We start from the raw sequence: 15,297 nt of genomic DNA on the forward strand, positions 1-15,297 counted from the left end.
CGCGGCCTCCAGCCGCGTGGCCAGCGCCTCGAGCCGCGACAGCGCGGCGTCGAAGCCTGCGGGTGCCGGTCCGGCCGCCCCGCCGGCGGGCCGGGACAGCTGCAGTTCAGCCAGCGCCGCCATCAGGTCGGCGCGCAGGGCCGCGATGTCGGGGCCGGTCGCCGCCGCCACCCGCGCGGGCAGCGCCTGCCCGGTTTCCACCAGTTCGGTCACCAGCCGGTCGAGCTTGCCGCCCAGCCGGTCCTCGGCATCGGTCGCCGCGCGGCTGAGGTCCGGGCCCAGCGTCTGTGCCGTTTCCGCCACCCCCGCCAATGCCGTGGCGATGCGGTCGAGTTCCTGGAGCTGGGACAGGAAGACCGCCGCGCTTTCCGCCGACACGCGGGCGGCATCGCGCAGGTCGGCCGCGCTGCGCAGCCACAGGACGCCCCCCATCCCGATCCCGAGCAGGGCCAGTCCGGCGGCGGTGGCGGCGATCAGGCCCGCCCGCCGCGCCGCGCGCGCGCCGGAACGCAGCATCGCATCGCGCGCCGCCAGCACCGCTTCCGCCTCGTGCGCAGCATCGGTGGCGGCGGCGGCGGCGGCAAGGGCCAGGTCGATTGCCGCCTGGACGGGATCGGCGGGGATGTCGCCATCCGCCGGCGGGCCCACCGCCTCGCCGGCGTCCGCGGGCGCGCCCATGTCCGGCACGGCCATCCCGGGCGCGTCGCTGTCGGGGGCGGGCTTGTCGCGCGTCTTCTTCATCGGCGGATATCCTTGTGGCTGCGTCGGCCCGCCGGCCGGGACCGGCGCCGATGGCGGAACAGATCGAGGCGGATGCCGGCCTGCGCCACCGCCGGCGCCAGCAGCGCCAGCACCAGCGCGAGCGCGGCGCCATCGGGCAGACCGGCGCGCTGCGGCGCGACCGTCGCCAGCAGCGCCACCAGGGCGAGCGACAGCATCGCCCCGCGGCGCAGAGCGGCGCATCGGGGGCATCGGCGGGTGCCGCCGCCCGGCGGGGCGCGGCGGAAGAGGGCAGGCAGCATCGCATCCTCGGCTGCGGTTGACGGTCCGCGCCTGCAAGCGCCGTGCCGCGGCTGGCCCGGCCTTACGCCCTTCGCGATCCGGGCCGCCCGCCCGTCCGCCGTCCGGCGGCGTCGAAGCGCATGTCCTCGGGCAGGTCCGGGTCCGGCGCCCGTTCGCGCAGGCCGCGTTCCACCCGCCAGACATGCGCGAGGACCAGCGCGGCGGCGGTGTACAACCGTTCCGGGATCGGCGCGCCGATGCTGCCGGTGAAATAGATCGCGCGGGTCAGGCCCGGGCATTCCACCGTCGGGATGTCCAGACGCGCCCCCCGGTCGAGGATCCGCCGGGCCGTCCGGTCCCGGCCCATCGCCACGACCAGCGGCGCCGCCGTCTCGCCGGGGACGAAGCGGATCGCCACGGCAAAGCGGGTGGGGTTGCGCAGGATGGCGGTAGCCTGCGGCACCTCGGCGACCGAGGCCGCCTCGCGCAGGCGCCGGCGGCTGGCCTCGGCCTGCATCCGCCGCTGGCGGGCCTTGAGTTCGGGCGAGCCATTGTCCTCGCGCGCTTCGCGGCGCACCTCCTCCAGCGTCATCATCAGCGACCGCGACTGGCGGCGCCACTGCGCGGCCAGATCGATCGCGGCCAGCACGGCCAGCGCCAGCGTCAGCCATCCGAGCAGCCGCAGGCCCAGATCGACCGTCAGCGCCAGCGCATCGGCCAGCGGCAGGTTGCCCAGACCCGCCAGCGTGGCGCGCGACGACCACAGGTGCCAGCCGGCCATCGCGCCAAGCAGCGCCACCTTGGCGAAGGATTGCCCCAGCCCGATCAGCGCCTGCGCCGAGGCCATCCGCCCCAGCCCCGCCAGAGGGTCGATCCGGTCCAGCCGGAAGCCGTGGTTGCGCGTCACCCAGACCAGCCCGCCGGTCGCCGCCTGCGCCAGCACCGCCGCCAGCGCGACCGGCAGCGCCGCCGCCAGTCCCGCGGCGGCCAGCGCCAGCCCCGCCTGCGCCAGCGCCGCGTCGATCATCGCCGCGGGATCGGCCCCGGGGTCGATCCGCAGGCCGCGCGACCAGACCGCGACCGCGCCCGGCACCAGCGGCCGCAGCCCGGCCACGGCCAGCAGCACCGCGGCCATCGCCACGAAGGTGCCGAGGTCGCGCGACACGAGGATCTGCCCCTCGCGCCGGGCGGCGTCGCGCCGCTTCTGCGTCGGCGCATGGCTGCGTTCGCCGCCGTCGTCGGACATGTCACTCTCCGGCCCCGGCCCCGGCGAGCCCCGCGACCTGCGCGGCGGCCGCGGCGACGACGCCCGCCATGCCGCGCCCCGTTTCGGGCGCGGTCAGCCACAGCAGCAGCACCCCGCCCAGCAGGGTCAGCGGGAAGCCCACGGAAAAGAGGTTCAGCTGCGGCGCCGACCGGGTCAGCACGCCGACCGCGAGGTTCAGCAGGATCAGTCCGGCGACGGCCGGCAGCATCAGCGTGACGGCCAGCGCGAACATCGCCGACCCGGCGCCGATGCCGGCGCGGGCCAGTTCGGCCAGGGGCGGCACCGTTCCCGGCGGCAGTGTCCAGAAGCTGTCGAGGATCAGCCGCAGCACCGTCAGGTGGCCGTCGCTGGCGAAGAGCACCATCAACTGGGCCATGCCGAAGACCTGCGCGATCACCGGGTTCTGGCCGCCGCCGGCCGGGTCCAGCTGCGCGGCGAAGCCCAGCCCCGCCGCATTGGCGATGCGGTCCCCCGCCATGGCCGCGGCGGCGAACAGGATCTGCATCACCAGCCCCGCCGTCAGGCCGAAGGCCACCTCGCCCAGTATCAGCGGCAGGGCGGCCAGCGTGGCCATCGTCGCGACCGGTGGCAGGGCGGGATTTCCCATCACCGGCAGCGCCAGGACCACGCCCGCCACGATCCGCACCGGCAAGGGCACGAAGCGGGCGCCGAAGGCCGGGGCGGCCATCAGGAAGGCGCCGATCCGCGGCAGGGCGACGACGATGCCCTGCGCCTCGGCCAGCAGCGGCGCCAGGTCGATGGCGGGCAAGGTGACGACGGCCTCCATCCCCGGCCCCTAGTGCAGCGTCGCGATGGTCTGGAACACGGTGGCGAAGTGATCCGCGATCCGCCCCAGCAGCCAGTCGCCCGCCAGCGCCAGCGTCACCAGCACCACCGCCAGCTTCGGCACGAAGCTGAGCGTGCTTTCGTTGATCGAGGTCGCGGCCTGCACGATCCCCACCGCCAGCCCGACCGCCAGCGCCACCCCGAGGATCGGCCCCGAGGCCACGAGGATCGTCCACCATGCCAGCCGCAGCTGCTCGACCGCCTGTGCGAGTTCCATCAGCCGCCGACCCCGTAGCCGGCGGCGATCGAGCCGAGCGTCATCGCCCAGCCGTCGACCATCACGAACAGCAGAAGCTTCACCGGCAGCGCCACCAGCATCGGCGAGACCATCATCATGCCCAGGGCCATCAGGATCGAGGCGATGACGATGTCGATCACCAGGAACGGCAGGAACAGCAGGAAGCCGATCTCGAAAGCGGTCTTGATCTCGGAGGTCATGAAGGCGGGCAGCAGCACCCGGAAGGGCACGGCCTCGCGCCCCGCATAGGGCGCGTCGCCGGCGAGGTCGGCGAACATCGTCAGGTCCGCCGCGCGGGTGTTTTCCAGCATGAAGCCGCGCATCTCGTCGCTGGCGCGGTCCAGCGCCTCGGCCTGCGAGATGCCGCCGGACAGCCAGGGGTCGAGCGCACGGGTGTTCAGCCGGTCGAGCGTCGGCCCCATGACGAAGGCGGTCAGGAACAGCGCAAGCGCCACCATCACCTGGTTCGGGGGGGTCTGCTGGGTGCCGAGCGCCTGACGCAGGATCGACAGCACGATGATGATGCGGGTAAAGGCGGTCATCCCCAGCAGGATCGAGGGCAGCACCGTCAGCGCCGTCATCAGCACGAGGATGTCGAGCGGCAGCGACCAGTCGCGAAGGGACGCGTCGCCCGCCGGGCCGGACAGCGCGGGCAGCAGGGACTGGGCCGGCGCCGGCAGGGGCAGGACGACCCCGGTCGCCAGCGCCGCCAGCGCCCCCGGAATCCGCAGGTGCCGGGTCGGAACCGCGCTCATGCCGGGGCCGCCAGCGGATGCACGACCGCGCCGGCGTTGCGGGTGATGACGACCAGCACGTCCCGCCCGTCGGCCGAGATCAGCGCCACCCGCTCGCCCGGGCCGATCGACAGGCTGCCGGTCAGGCGCAGGCGTCCGCCCTCTGCCTCAACGCCGCGCGGCGCGCGGGCGAGCCACGCGGCGGGGCGCCATTCCCCGGGCACGACCTCGCGGGGCCGGGCGCGGCCCGCCGCCCCGATCCGGCGTGCCAGAAGCCAGGCCAGCCCCAAGAGGGCGAGGAAGACGGTCAGGACGACAAGGCGTCCGGGGTCGAGCGGACCGGCGGCGGCGGCAGACGCGGCGGCAGACATGGCGGTTTCCTTGCAGGGGCGTGTCGCCCTTCGGATGCAAGTCGCGTGCCGCCCGGCGGGCGGGGTCAGACGGCGCCCGCGCGTTCCTCGGGCGTGACGATCTGGCCCAGCCGGATGCCGAACCGGTCGCCCACCATCACCACCTCGCCCCGGGCCACGGCGGTGCCGTTCACCAGCACGTCGAGCGGATCGCCCGCCAGCCGGTCGAGTTCGACGACCGAGCCTTCGGCCAGCCGCAGCAGCTCGCGGATCGTCAGGCGGGTGCGTCCCACCTCGACCGTCAGCGAGACGGAGACGTTTTCCAGCAGGCGCAGGCTGTCGCCCTGCAGGCGAAGAGCGGATTCGGACATGGCTTACCTCTCGGGTTGTTCTGGACAGGCGATCAGGCCGTCAGCCTGCGGATGATGGCGATGGCGGCCTGGCCGGACTGTTCGCCGGGCTGCGCCTCGAACAGCGCGCGCCCGTCCAGCATCACGTCCGCCCGCTCGGGCAGGCTGACCGGGATCACCTCGCCATCCGCCAGCGACATCAGCCGCGACAGCGGCAGTTCCGGCGCGCAAAGCCGGGCCGAGACGTCCAGCGGCACCGACAGCAGCGCCTGTTCCAGCTGTTCGCGCCAGCTGCGATCCTCGCCCAGCCGGTCGGACTGCACCCGCGAGCGCAGCAGTGCCGCGACCGGCTTCAGCGTCTGCACCGGATAGAGGATGTCGAAGCCTTCGGGTTCCTGCCCCGGCAGCTGGACGATGAAGGAATTGACCACCACCATCTCGTCGCCATCGGCGAAGGTGGCGAACTGCATGTTCTCTTCGCGCGTGGTCGCGGTCAGGCGGATCTCGGTCATGTCGCGCCAGGCGAGTTCCAGCGCGGCCGTCAGCCGTTCGCCGATCAGCTCGATCACCTTGTGCTCGGTCACGGTGAATTCGCCCCGCAACGGGCCGGGCGGCGCCAGCCCGCCGCCGAAATAGGCGTTGGTCAGGATCGACACGAAACTGGCGGGCAGCACCATCAGCATCGTGCCGCGCAGCTCCTCGATCTGGCTGACGGACAGCGAGAGGAAGTTGTCCTGGGTGTCGCGGTAGTCGTCGAAGCTGCGCAGTTCCGGCGGAAAGCTGGAAATCCGGGGATGGAAGCGCAGCATCGACTGGAAGGCGGCGCGCGCGGTGCGGCAATAGCGTTCGTTGATCATCCGCAGGCCGTGAAAGTCGCCGAAGTTCGACAGGTCGTCGACGCCAAAGCTGTAGGGGCGGACCCGGGCATCCTCGGCCGCGGCCTGCGACTCGGGCGCGTCGCCGAGCAGCCCGCCGACCAGCGCCGCGACTTCGGAGGAGGAGAGTTTCTTGGGGCTGCGCATGATGGTGTCACTGTCCGCAGGAAAGGCGCTTCACTGCATCACGAAGCTGGGGAACCAGACCGCGTCGACGCCGCCGAAGCCTTCGAGCGATTCCAGCCGTGCGTTGATCGCGTCGCGCAGCGCCGCCGCCAGTTTTTCGCGCCCCTCGATCCCGGCGAGGTCCTCCTGCGTATGGGTGGCGATGACGGCCAGCATGTCGGATTGCAGCGCGACCTTGTTCGTCTCGACATTGGTCATCACCTGCGCGTCGTATTGCGTCGACAGCGCCACCGTCACCTGCAGGAAGCGCCGCCCCGCCGCAAGGTTCGAGGTCAGCGGCTCGGCGAAGGTGTAGTAGGTGGTGGCGAACCTGTCGGCCTCGGGCAGCGGCTTGGGCATCTTCTGCGGTGCATCGGGCATTTCGGCGGGTCCGTCCGCGGGTGTCTCGGCCGGCATCGCGGCGGAACCGTCGCCGGGGGCGGCGGCGGGGGCTTGCAGCGCCCGCAGCGCCTCGATCACCGGCGAACCCGGGCGGGCGAAATAGAACCAGCCGGCGGCAAAGCCCGCCCCGGCCAGGGCCGCGGCGCCGACCAGCAGCAGCACGAGCCGCAGCAGCGGTTTCAGCAGGCGGGCGACCAAGCCCGGCCGGGGCGGCGCATCGGCGGGGGCGGCGGAGGGAGTGGCGGCGGTTGCGGTTGCGGGCATGTCGGGGTTCTCAGGCAAGCAGGTTCACGATGTGGCGCGGGCGGGCGGTCGGTCTCGGTCCGCCGGGGGGCGCGGCGGCAGGATCGGGTCCGGCTGCCCTTGGTCCGGACCGGCCCTCTCCGGCATCGTCGCGCCGGGACGGACCCTCCCCCCCGCCCTGGGCGGGGCTGCCGCCCTGCGGATCGGCGCGCATGTCGCTGCGCGGGTCGCTGCGCATGTCACTGCGCGGTTCGCTGCGCAACTCGGCCCGGATCCCGGCGCGGTCCAGCTCTGCCGACAGTTCCGGGCTGGTGTCGCGCAGCAGTTCGGCCGCGGCCTCGGTCTCGGCGCGGATCTCGATCCGGGTCAGCCCGTCCTCGGTCGAGAGGCTGATTTCCAGCCGGCCCAGCCCTTCGGGCCGCAGGGCGATCACCAGCCGCCCGTCGCCCGCCGCCACCTGGTCGAGCATCAGCCCCGACAGGGCGCCGGTCCAGCCGCCCTGCGACAGGTCGAGGCTGGCGGCGGGGGGTGCGGGTGGCGCGGCGGACAGGCCCGTCGCCGGGGCGGTGGACCCGGCCGCGAGCGGGAGCGTGGGCGCGGCGATGGCGGCGGCCGGCGGCGCGGCGATGGCGGTGTCGGAGGGCGGCACCGGCGCGACATGGCCGGGGGCCGCCGGGGTCCGGGCGGGGTGGCCTAGAACGGATGCCTCGGCGGCCGAACCGGCGCTCAAGCCATGCCGGCCCTGCGCCGCGGGACGTGCGGGCGGTCCCGCCGGGGCGGCTGCCCCCGGTGGCGCAGATGCAGATGCGCCGTCGCTCCCGGTCGAACCGACGGGCGATGCGGCGGCTGACATGGTGGCCGGCGATCCGGCGGCCGCCGATCCGGCAGGCGGCTGCGGCGCGGGGGCCGGAAGGGGCGGATCGGGCAGGCGCGGATCGGCCAGGCCGGGGGAGACCGGCACGGGACTCGCGCCGGCAGACCCGGTCCGCTCCGCACCGGGCTTGTCCTCGGGGGGCGGATCGGTCGCCTCCTGCGTCTCGCCCGGTGTTGCCGGGGCGGGGGTATCCGCCACGCCCGGCATGGCGGCGGGTGGGGGGAAGGGCGTCGGAACATGTGTCGGAGCGGGCAGCGGCGGAACGTCCGCCGCCGGCCCCCCGGCATCGGCCGCGTCATCCGGCGATCCGGCGGGCGGTTGCTGCGCGGCGTCCGGAAGGCGCAGGTCCGCCGCCGCCGGGATCGGCGGGGACGGAAGGGGGACCCCGCCTTGGGGCGGCGCAGCGGGGGACGGCGCAGCGGGCATCTCTCCCGCGCCGGCCCCGGGGATATCGAGGGCCGCCCGCTCCGCCGCCACCGGGGAATCCCCCGCCGCTTCCGGTGCCGTCATGGTAACGACCGATGCGCCCACCTCCGCAGCATCCATGCCGGGTTCCGCGCGGATTGCGGTCGCGGCCGATGACGGCGCGCCTCCCAAGCCGCCCGCACCGCCCGTCTCGCCCGTGGCGGCCGCGAGGCAGCGCAGGAAGATCCCCCCGCCGGCCGCTCCCCGCCCCCCCGCTTCCCCCGCCAGACCGGCAGCAGGGAGAGACGGCGCCTGCGGAAGACCGGCCGCAGCGCCGGGCGCAATGGCGGCGGCCAGACCGGTGACGGTGGCAGGGGAGAGGGTGGCAGGGGCGGTCATGGCGGGTCCATCCGGTTTCACGAAACAGGTGCAAGGCCCGTGCCAGCCGTGCCGCTCAGTCGGTCGCCCCGATACGCCGGGCAGGGCGCAGCGCCTCGGCCCGTTGGTCGGCCTCGGCGCGGGCCGCGTCGCGCGCGTCTTCCGCTGCGGCGGCGCAGGCGCTGCGGCGCGCCTCGAAGCAGGTCAGCCGGGCCCGCGCGGCCTCGGCCTCGGCCAGCGCCCCGGCGATCACCGCCTCCTGCCGGGCGACCGCCCCCAGCAACCGGTCCGCCAGATCCTGCCGCGCCGCCAGATCCCATGCCGCCAGCACGCCCTGCGGGGCGGCGGGGCGCAGGGCCTGCATCCTGTCGCACAGCGCCCGCGCCCGGTCGGCCTGCTGCACCGCCTGCGCAAGGTCGCGCCCGCTGCGCGCGGCCGCCGCGCCGTGGCCCCGCGCCATCAGGTCCAGAAGCCGGGCGCGGCGGGCATGGGGCGATCCCGAGGCCGAGGTCACGGCGCCGCCTCCCCGGCAAAGAGCGCGGCCAGCGCCGCCTGCGCCCCGGACAGGGTCGAGACCTCGTCACGGTCCTGCGCGATCAGCGCCCGGATCCGCGGCCACAGGCGCAGCGCCTCGTCCAGCGTGGCGTCCTGCCCGGTGACATAGCCGCCCATCATCACCAGGTCGCGGTTGTCCATATAGCTCGATACCAGCGTCTTCAGCCGCAGCGCCGCCTGCCGGTGGCCGGTATCGGTGACGTCGGGCATCACCCGGCTGACCGATTGCGGCAGGTCGACGGCGGGGTAGAGGCCCATCTGGGTCATCCGGCGCGACAGCACCACATGCCCGTCGAGGATCGCCCGCGCCGTGTCGACCACCGGGTCGCCGACCGTGTCGTCGCCATCGGCCAGCACGGTGCAGATCGCGGTGATCGACCCCTGACCTGCCAGACCCGGCCCCGCGCGTTCCAGCAGGGCGGGGATCATCGCCACCACCGAGGGCGGATAGCCCTTCGCCGTCGGCTGTTCGCCGAGCGCCAGCCCGATCTCGCGCTGCGCATGGGCGACGCGGGTCAGGCTGTCGATGACCAGCAGCACCCTGCGCCCCTCGGCGCGGAAGGATTCGGCGATCGACATCGCGCGCCGCACCCCCCGCAGCCGCAGCAGGGGCGAGCGGTCCGCCGGCACGGCGAGCAGGCAGGTGCGGTCGCGCGCCGCGCCCGACATCAGGCTGCGGGCGAAATGGCCGACCTCGCGCGCCCGCTCGCCGATCAGGGCGATCACCACCACCTCGGCATCGGAATGGCGCGCCATCATCTCGATCAGCACCGACTTGCCCACGCCCGATCCGGCGACGATGCCGATGCGCTGGCCCTCGCCCAGCGTCAGCGCGGCATCCACCACCCTCAGCCCGCTGCCCATCGCGCGGTCGACCGGCTGGCGGGCCAGCGGGTTCAGCAGCCGCCCGGCCAGCGGCCAGCGCCCCGATCCTTCGGGGCGCGGCCCGCCGTCGAGCGGATCGCCGCGCGCGTCGATCACCCGGCCGAGAAGGGCGTCGCCCACCTCGACCTCCGCGCCGCCGGCGATGGCGCGGACCCGGGCCCCGGCGACGATGGGCGCCTGCGGCTCGGTCAGGAACATCAGGTTGCGATCCTCGCGGAAGCCCACCGTCTCGGCCTCGACGCTGCGGCCGCAGGCGGTGTCGATGCGGCAGAGCGTGCCGGGGCTGGCGGGAAAGCCCGTCGTCTCGACCGTCAGCCCGTCGAAGCGCAGCACGAAGCCGCTGACTTGCGGCGGCGGCGGCGCGGCGCGGTCCAGCCGGTCGATCAGCGCCGACAGCAGCGGACCCGTCACCTCGGGGAAGCGCGGCCGCGGGGTCATCGGGGGCTGTCCGCGAAAGCCCCGGCCATGCCGGCCCTCACCGTGTCCGGCACGCCCATGCCATCCGCCTCGGCCTCCGGGACCTCCGCCAGCAGGTCGCGCAGATGCGCCCCGGGGGCGCGCAACTCCACATCGCCGCGCGCGAGCGCCGGGTCGGCCCGCATCCGGGTCGCGGCGAAGGCGGGCTCCGCCTCGGCCCCCGCAGGCAGCGCGGCCCGCACGGCCGCGAGGTCGCGGGGGTTGAGGTGCAGCACCAGCCCGCGGCGCTGGCGGTCGATCCGCTCGGCCAGCGCCGCGATCCGGTCGAGGAAGGCGGCGGGGTGGCTGTCGATCGCCATCCCCGCCCGGTCCGCGGCGAGCCGGGCCACCGCCCGGTCCAGCGCCGCGGTCAGTTGCGCCGTCGCGCCGGCATCGGGCCGGTCCAGCGCGGCGAGCGCGGCGGCCAGCGCCCGGGCGGTCGCCGCCACGTCCTGCGCCTGTTCGGCCATGTCGTCCCGCGCTTGGCGGAGGCCGTCGAGCCGTCCCGCCGCATGACCCTCGGCATAGGCCGCGGCGCGGGCATCCGCGGCGGCCGCCTCTGCCGCAGGGGTTGCGGACTCGGCCGCGATCCCGATGTCCGGCTCGGCGGAGCCGTCGCGATCCTGGTCCCTCCGCGCGCCCGCCGCGTCGCCCGGCCCCTCGTTCGCCGCAGCTGACGGCAGCTCCGCCAAAACGTCCGCCACCGTCGGCGCCGCCGCATCCTGCGGCGCATCCGCAAGCGGCGCGGGGTCGAACCGGCCGGCTAGGCTCGCGGCCGTCATCCGGCCGGGGACCGGAAGGCGGTCGGTCACCATCGCCGCCGGGCGCACCGCGCGAAACCCCGCCGGGCCGCCGCGCGGCGCCCCTGCGGCGGCGGCGAGCCCGGGCAGGCCGAAGGCGGCGGGGATGAAGCCGGCAGGGGCGCCGCCCGCCGCGGTCGGGCGCGGCAGCGGCGTGAACTGCGCCCGCCGCATCTCGGGCGTGCCGGAACCGTCGGGCATGTCAGACCATCTCCTCGCCGCCGCGTCCCGCCAGGACGATCGTGCCCTCGTCGGCCATGCCGCGGGCGATGGCGACGATCTGCTTCTGCGCGTCGATGACCTCTTTCAGCCGGACGGGACCCATCGCCTCCATCTCGTCGCGCAGGCCGGCGGCGGCGCGGGCCGACAGGCAGGACAGCAGCCGGTCGCGCAGCGTCTCGTCCGCGCCCTTCAGCGCCAGCGCCAGCCGGTCCGGCTCGATGGCGCGCAGCAGCGTCTGCAGGCTCCGGTCGTCGGACCGGCCGAGATTGTCGAAGGTGAACATGTTGTCCTGGATCGCGGTCATCAGATCCTTGTCGTCCTTGCGGATGTCCCGCAGGATCCGGCCCTCGGCATCGCCGCGGGCGAAGTTCATGATCCGCGCCGCCGCCCGCATGCCGCCGATCTGCGACGCGCTCGAGCCGCTTTGCGCGGTGAACTTGCGCTGCAGCACGGTTTCCAGATCCTGCAGCGCCTCGGGCGAGACCGGCCCGATCTGGGCGATCCGGCGCACGATGTCGGACTGGCTGTCCTCGGGCAGGCGGCCCAGCACGTCGGCGGCCTGCCGGTGCGGCAGGCAGGCCAGCACCAGCGCGATGATCTGGGGATGTTCGTCCACGATCAGTTCGTGGATCGCCATCTCGTCCATCCAGTCGAGGATCTCGACCCGCCGGTCCGAGGCCTTCGGGTTGATCCGGCCGATGACGGATTGCGCGCGGTCGGGGCCGAGCGCCTCGGTCATCACCCGCTGCACGAAGCGCGGCGTGCCGTGGCCGATGCCCGTCTCCTCGGCCAGCCGGCCGAGGAATTCCTCGACGATGCGGTCCACCTCGGTTTCGTCCACCGCGTCGATGGCATACATCGCCGCCCCCAGCTTCTGGATCTCGACCGGCGACAGATGGCGCAGCACGCGCGTCGCCACCGCATCGCCGAACAGGAACATCAGCACGGCGGCGTCGGTGGACAGCGGCCCGGGGCGCAGCGAGGGGGCGGTCATGGTGATCGGCATGGTCGGGCCTCGTGCCTATTGAACCTGGTCGATTTCGGCATGGATCATCCGGTGCAGGACGATCGCGATACGCTGGGGATCCTCGGCGGCCAGCCGGCGCAGCGCCTCGCGCTTGGCGTCGCGATCCGCGAGACTGCCGAGCACGCTCGCCGCCAGCAGCCGCTGCCGGGCGGACCCGCCCCCGAGGCTGCCCCCAAGATCGCCCGCCCCGTCCGCCCCGCCCGCATCCAGCCCCAATGCAGGGGCCGTGGTCGCGGCCTGGTTCGCCGCCGGGGCCAGCCGCTGCGCCAGCGGACGCAGCACCGCGATGGCCGTCACCACGATGGCCGCGATCACGGCCAGCTGCCGCAGCAATCCCGGCAGCCAGCCCGGGGTCCGCGGCGCGTCGACGGTGGCGGGCGGCGGGGCGAAGGGCTGGCTGACGATGGTCAGGCTGTCGCCGCGCGCCGGGTCGAGCCCGACCGCCTGCTCGGCCAGCCGGCGCAGGTCGGACAGCCGCGCCTCCTGCGCCGCCGGGTCGCCCTCGGCCGCACGCAACACGATCGCGGCGGAGATCCGCGTCAGGCGGCCGACCTCGGCCCTTGTGCTGGCCACGGTGCGGCTGACCTCGAAATTGCGGGTCGAGGCGGACTGGACGGTGCCGGCCCCGGACCCGTCCGCTGCGACGCCGGGCGTATCGCCCGCTGCGGCGGGGGACTGTTCCGTCAGGGTCGCGGCGGGGGGCGGATTGTTCGACACCGCGCCTGGGATGCCGCCCGCGGGCGGGTCGGCATTGCGGCTTTCGCTCAGCGTTTCGCTGCGCAGCGCGGTGCCGGACGGATCCATCCGTTCCTCCGTCACCTCATGCTGGCTGAAATCCAGCGCGGCGGTGACCTGCACCGACAGGTTGTCCACGCCGACGACGGGGGCCAGCACCGCCTCGATCCGCTGGCGCAGCAGATCCTCCACCGCGACGCGATGCGCCAGCTGGCGGTCGTTGATCGCGCTGGCCGCGTCGCCGCCATCCGACAGCATGCGTCCGCGCTGATCCACCACCGTCACCGCCTCGCCGGCCATGCCGGGCACGGAAGAGGCCACCAGATGCACGATTGCGGCGATCTGGCCGCTGTCGAGTACCCGTCCCGGCGCCAGCGTCAGCAGCACCGACGCGGCGGGCGGATGGCTGTCGCGCAGGAAGGCCGACCGTTCCGGCAGGGCCAGATGCACTCGCGCCGCGCTGACCGCGCCGATATCGCCGATGGTGCGGGCCAGGTCCAGTTCCAGCGCCTGCCGCAGGCGGGCGCCCTCGACGGCATGGCTGGCCCCCATCGGCAGGTCGGACAGCAGGGCGTTGCCGTCCGGCAGACCGGCGGGCAGGCCCTCGGCCGCCAGCGCCATCCGCGCGCGGTGATAGTCGGCGGTCGCGACGCGGATGTCGCCGGTGTCAGGCGACAGCGTGGCCGGGATCGCCGCCGCCTGCAGCACGGTCAGCATCTGGGCCCGCTCCGCCTCGGGCAGGCCGGGATACAGCACCGATGCCGGCGCGGCGCGCAGCGCGAACCAGCCCAGCACCCCGGCCAGCGCCAGCCCGAGGATCAGGATCGAGGGCAGGGCACGGCGGATCGCGGGCTGGGACAGCAGGCTGTCCGTCCCCCGGCGCGTCCGGGCCAGCAGGGCCAGCATCCCGGGCGGCACGGCACGGCCGAGGGCAGAGGCGGTCAGGCTGTTCATCATCCCCGTCCTCCGGTCAGACCGGCATGTTCATGATGTCGCGATAGGCGCCCAGCACCTTGTTGCGCATGGTCATCGTCAGTTCGAAGCCCAGCGAGGACACCTGCTGGTCGATCATCACCGCGGCGAGGTCCTGCGTCTGGCCCAGTTCCCAGGCACGGGCCGAGCCTGCGGCCCGGTCCTGCGCGGCGGCCAGATCGTCCAGCGCCGCGGCCAGCCGCTCGCCGAAGCCGGGCGCCGCGCCGGTTCCGGCCGGGGCCGCCGGCACGGGCGTCGCGATATCGGTCGCCGGTCCGGCGGCGAGGTGAGGCAGCAGGGGGATCATCGGCGCCTCCTCAGACCGCGACGGCCAGAACGGGGCGGCCCGGCGCCTCGGGCAGCGGCATCGCCGGGCGGGGCGCGGCGTCGATCAGGATGTCTTCTGCCTCGATCCGGTCGCCCTCGCACAGGACCAGCGCGCGCTGGATGACGTTTTCCAGTTCGCGCACGTTGCCGGGCCAGTCATGCGCCATCAGCGCGGCCAGCGCGCCGGGCGCGGGCAGCGGCGGCACCGGACCTTCGGCATGGCGCGACAGCAGCGCCACGGCCAGCGCGGGGATGTCCTCGCGCCGCGCCGCGAGCGGCTGGGTCGCCAGCGGGAAGACGTTCAGCCGGTAGAACAAATCCTCGCGGAAGCGGCCGGCGCGGATCTCGGCCGCCATGTCGCGGTTCGAGGTGGCGACGATGCGGATATCGACGGGCTGCTCGGCCGTGGCCCCCAGCGGCGTGACCGTCCGTTCCTGGATCACCCGCAGGAGCTTGGCCTGCAGGCCGAGCGGCATTTCCGAAATCTCGTCCAGCATCAGCGTGCCGCCCTCGGCCGCGCGGATCAGGCCGCGGCCGGCCGTAGCGGCCCCGGTGAACGACCCCTTCTCGTGCCCGAAGAGCATCGCCTCCAGCATGTTGTCGGGGATCGCGGCGCAGTTCAGCGCGATGAAGGGCCTGTCGGCGCGGCGGCTGGCGGCGTGGATGGCGCGGGCGATGACCTCCTTGCCGGTGCCGCTCGGGCCATTGACGAAGACCGTGACCTCGGTGCGGGCGACGCGGGTCATCAGGTCGATCAGGTCGCCGGTGGCCGCATCGGCCGCAACCATCGGGCGCAGCGGCCGGGCCACCAGATCGGCCAGCCACAGCAGCACCGGATCGGTTGCGACCCGGGCGCCGTCGGTCACCGGGTCCGGCCCGGCCAGCGCCACGCGCAGAAGCCTGCCGCCCAGATCCGTCGTCACCTCTGCCCGGGCCGCGCCGAAGCGCAGGGCGACGATCATCCGCGCGGCGCAGCCCCGCGCCGTCTCGACCAGGCGGCGTTCGGCCGCGCCATCCGGTGCCGGCGCGACGAGGATCGCGCCCGGCGCGGCAGCCTCCGCCGCGCCCCGGGTCACCGCCACGCGGCGGCGGCGCAGCAGTTCGGCCAGCGCGGCGGCGCAGGCAAGGCCGGTCTCGGGCAGGTGAACGGTCGTCATGGCATTGCCTCCTGTCATTGCCCGGAAGCACA

18 protein-coding genes are annotated in these 15,297 nt (G+C 74.6%); all 18 read right to left on the reverse strand.

From position 1 onward, the window contains the following. On the reverse strand, nucleotides 1-741 hold a 741-nt coding region (locus EEY80_RS09640; protein WP_126976361.1), incomplete at its 3' end, for a hypothetical protein. Beyond that, nucleotides 738-938 (reverse strand): hypothetical protein, encoded by a 201-nt coding sequence (locus tag EEY80_RS09645; RefSeq protein ID WP_126976362.1) that lies wholly within the window; start codon nucleotides 936-938, stop codon nucleotides 738-740. The genes EEY80_RS09645 and EEY80_RS09640, both read right to left, overlap by 4 nt. Before the next feature lie 146 nt (nucleotides 939-1,084). After that, nucleotides 1,085-2,248, reverse strand: a complete 1,164-nt coding sequence (locus EEY80_RS09650) for an EscU/YscU/HrcU family type III secretion system export apparatus switch protein (protein ID WP_126976363.1) — start codon at nucleotides 2,246-2,248, stop codon at nucleotides 1,085-1,087. A 1-nt stretch (nucleotide 2,249) separates the two neighbouring features. Continuing rightward, the gene (fliR, locus tag EEY80_RS09655; protein WP_126976364.1) at nucleotides 2,250-3,056 is read right to left on the reverse strand and encodes a flagellar biosynthetic protein FliR; all 807 of its coding nucleotides are present in this window, start codon (nucleotides 3,054-3,056) and stop codon (nucleotides 2,250-2,252) included. Nucleotides 3,057-3,065: 9 nt separating this feature from the next. Then, nucleotides 3,066-3,332: a flagellar biosynthesis protein FliQ gene (gene fliQ / locus EEY80_RS09660; RefSeq protein ID WP_126976365.1), complete on the reverse strand. Its 267-nt coding sequence runs from the start codon at nucleotides 3,330-3,332 to the stop codon at nucleotides 3,066-3,068. Next, the gene (gene fliP / locus EEY80_RS09665; RefSeq protein ID WP_126976366.1) at nucleotides 3,332-4,108 is read right to left on the reverse strand and encodes a flagellar type III secretion system pore protein FliP; all 777 of its coding nucleotides are present in this window, start codon (nucleotides 4,106-4,108) and stop codon (nucleotides 3,332-3,334) included. The genes fliQ and fliP overlap by 1 nt, the downstream gene beginning before the upstream one ends. Continuing rightward, nucleotides 4,105-4,458, reverse strand: coding sequence for a flagellar biosynthetic protein FliO (locus EEY80_RS09670; protein ID WP_126976367.1), 354 nt, complete (start codon nucleotides 4,456-4,458; stop codon nucleotides 4,105-4,107). The genes fliP and EEY80_RS09670 overlap by 4 nt, the downstream gene beginning before the upstream one ends. A gap of 65 nt (nucleotides 4,459-4,523) precedes the next feature. Further along, a complete protein-coding gene (fliN, locus tag EEY80_RS09675; RefSeq protein ID WP_126976368.1) occupies nucleotides 4,524-4,808 on the reverse strand; it encodes a flagellar motor switch protein FliN in 285 nt (94 codons plus the stop codon). A gap of 32 nt (nucleotides 4,809-4,840) precedes the next feature. Next, the gene (gene fliM, locus EEY80_RS09680; RefSeq protein WP_235829778.1) at nucleotides 4,841-5,809 is read right to left on the reverse strand and encodes a flagellar motor switch protein FliM; all 969 of its coding nucleotides are present in this window, start codon (nucleotides 5,807-5,809) and stop codon (nucleotides 4,841-4,843) included. 30 nt (nucleotides 5,810-5,839) lie between these two features. Next, a complete protein-coding gene (locus EEY80_RS09685; RefSeq protein WP_126976370.1) occupies nucleotides 5,840-6,493 on the reverse strand; it encodes a flagellar basal body-associated FliL family protein in 654 nt (217 codons plus the stop codon). Between the two features lie 10 nt (nucleotides 6,494-6,503). After that, on the reverse strand, nucleotides 6,504-7,202 hold the full coding sequence (locus EEY80_RS09690) for a flagellar hook-length control protein FliK (protein WP_126976371.1): 699 nt from the start codon (nucleotides 7,200-7,202) through the stop codon (nucleotides 6,504-6,506). Nucleotides 7,203-8,205: 1,003 nt separating this feature from the next. Then, nucleotides 8,206-8,643 carry a hypothetical protein gene (locus EEY80_RS09695; protein WP_126976372.1) on the reverse strand — a complete coding sequence of 146 codons (438 nt, stop codon included), beginning with the start codon at nucleotides 8,641-8,643 and terminating at the stop codon, nucleotides 8,206-8,208. Next, complete coding sequence (locus EEY80_RS09700) at nucleotides 8,640-10,007, reverse strand: FliI/YscN family ATPase (RefSeq protein ID WP_126976373.1); 1,368 nt, start codon at nucleotides 10,005-10,007, stop codon at nucleotides 8,640-8,642. Before EEY80_RS09700 ends, EEY80_RS09695 begins: the two co-directional genes overlap by 4 nt. After that, on the reverse strand, nucleotides 10,004-11,026 hold the full coding sequence (locus tag EEY80_RS09705; RefSeq protein WP_126976374.1) for a FliH/SctL family protein: 1,023 nt from the start codon (nucleotides 11,024-11,026) through the stop codon (nucleotides 10,004-10,006). Before EEY80_RS09705 ends, EEY80_RS09700 begins: the two co-directional genes overlap by 4 nt. A gap of 1 nt (nucleotide 11,027) precedes the next feature. Further along, nucleotides 11,028-12,053: a flagellar motor switch protein FliG gene (gene fliG, locus EEY80_RS09710; RefSeq protein WP_126976375.1), complete on the reverse strand. Its 1,026-nt coding sequence runs from the start codon at nucleotides 12,051-12,053 to the stop codon at nucleotides 11,028-11,030. Nucleotides 12,054-12,068: 15 nt separating this feature from the next. Continuing rightward, nucleotides 12,069-13,766, reverse strand: coding sequence for a flagellar basal-body MS-ring/collar protein FliF (gene fliF / locus EEY80_RS09715; protein ID WP_235829779.1), 1,698 nt, complete (start codon nucleotides 13,764-13,766; stop codon nucleotides 12,069-12,071). Between the two features lie 13 nt (nucleotides 13,767-13,779). Next, nucleotides 13,780-14,088: a flagellar hook-basal body complex protein FliE gene (locus tag EEY80_RS09720; protein WP_126976376.1), complete on the reverse strand. Its 309-nt coding sequence runs from the start codon at nucleotides 14,086-14,088 to the stop codon at nucleotides 13,780-13,782. 10 nt (nucleotides 14,089-14,098) lie between these two features. After that, on the reverse strand, nucleotides 14,099-15,265 hold the full coding sequence (locus EEY80_RS09725) for a sigma-54 interaction domain-containing protein (RefSeq protein ID WP_126976377.1): 1,167 nt from the start codon (nucleotides 15,263-15,265) through the stop codon (nucleotides 14,099-14,101). Between the last annotated feature and the right edge of the window lie 32 nt (nucleotides 15,266-15,297).

This window comes from Frigidibacter oleivorans, from assembly GCF_003993775.1.
GTDB classification, from domain to species: Bacteria; Pseudomonadota; Alphaproteobacteria; order Rhodobacterales; family Rhodobacteraceae; genus Frigidibacter; species Frigidibacter oleivorans.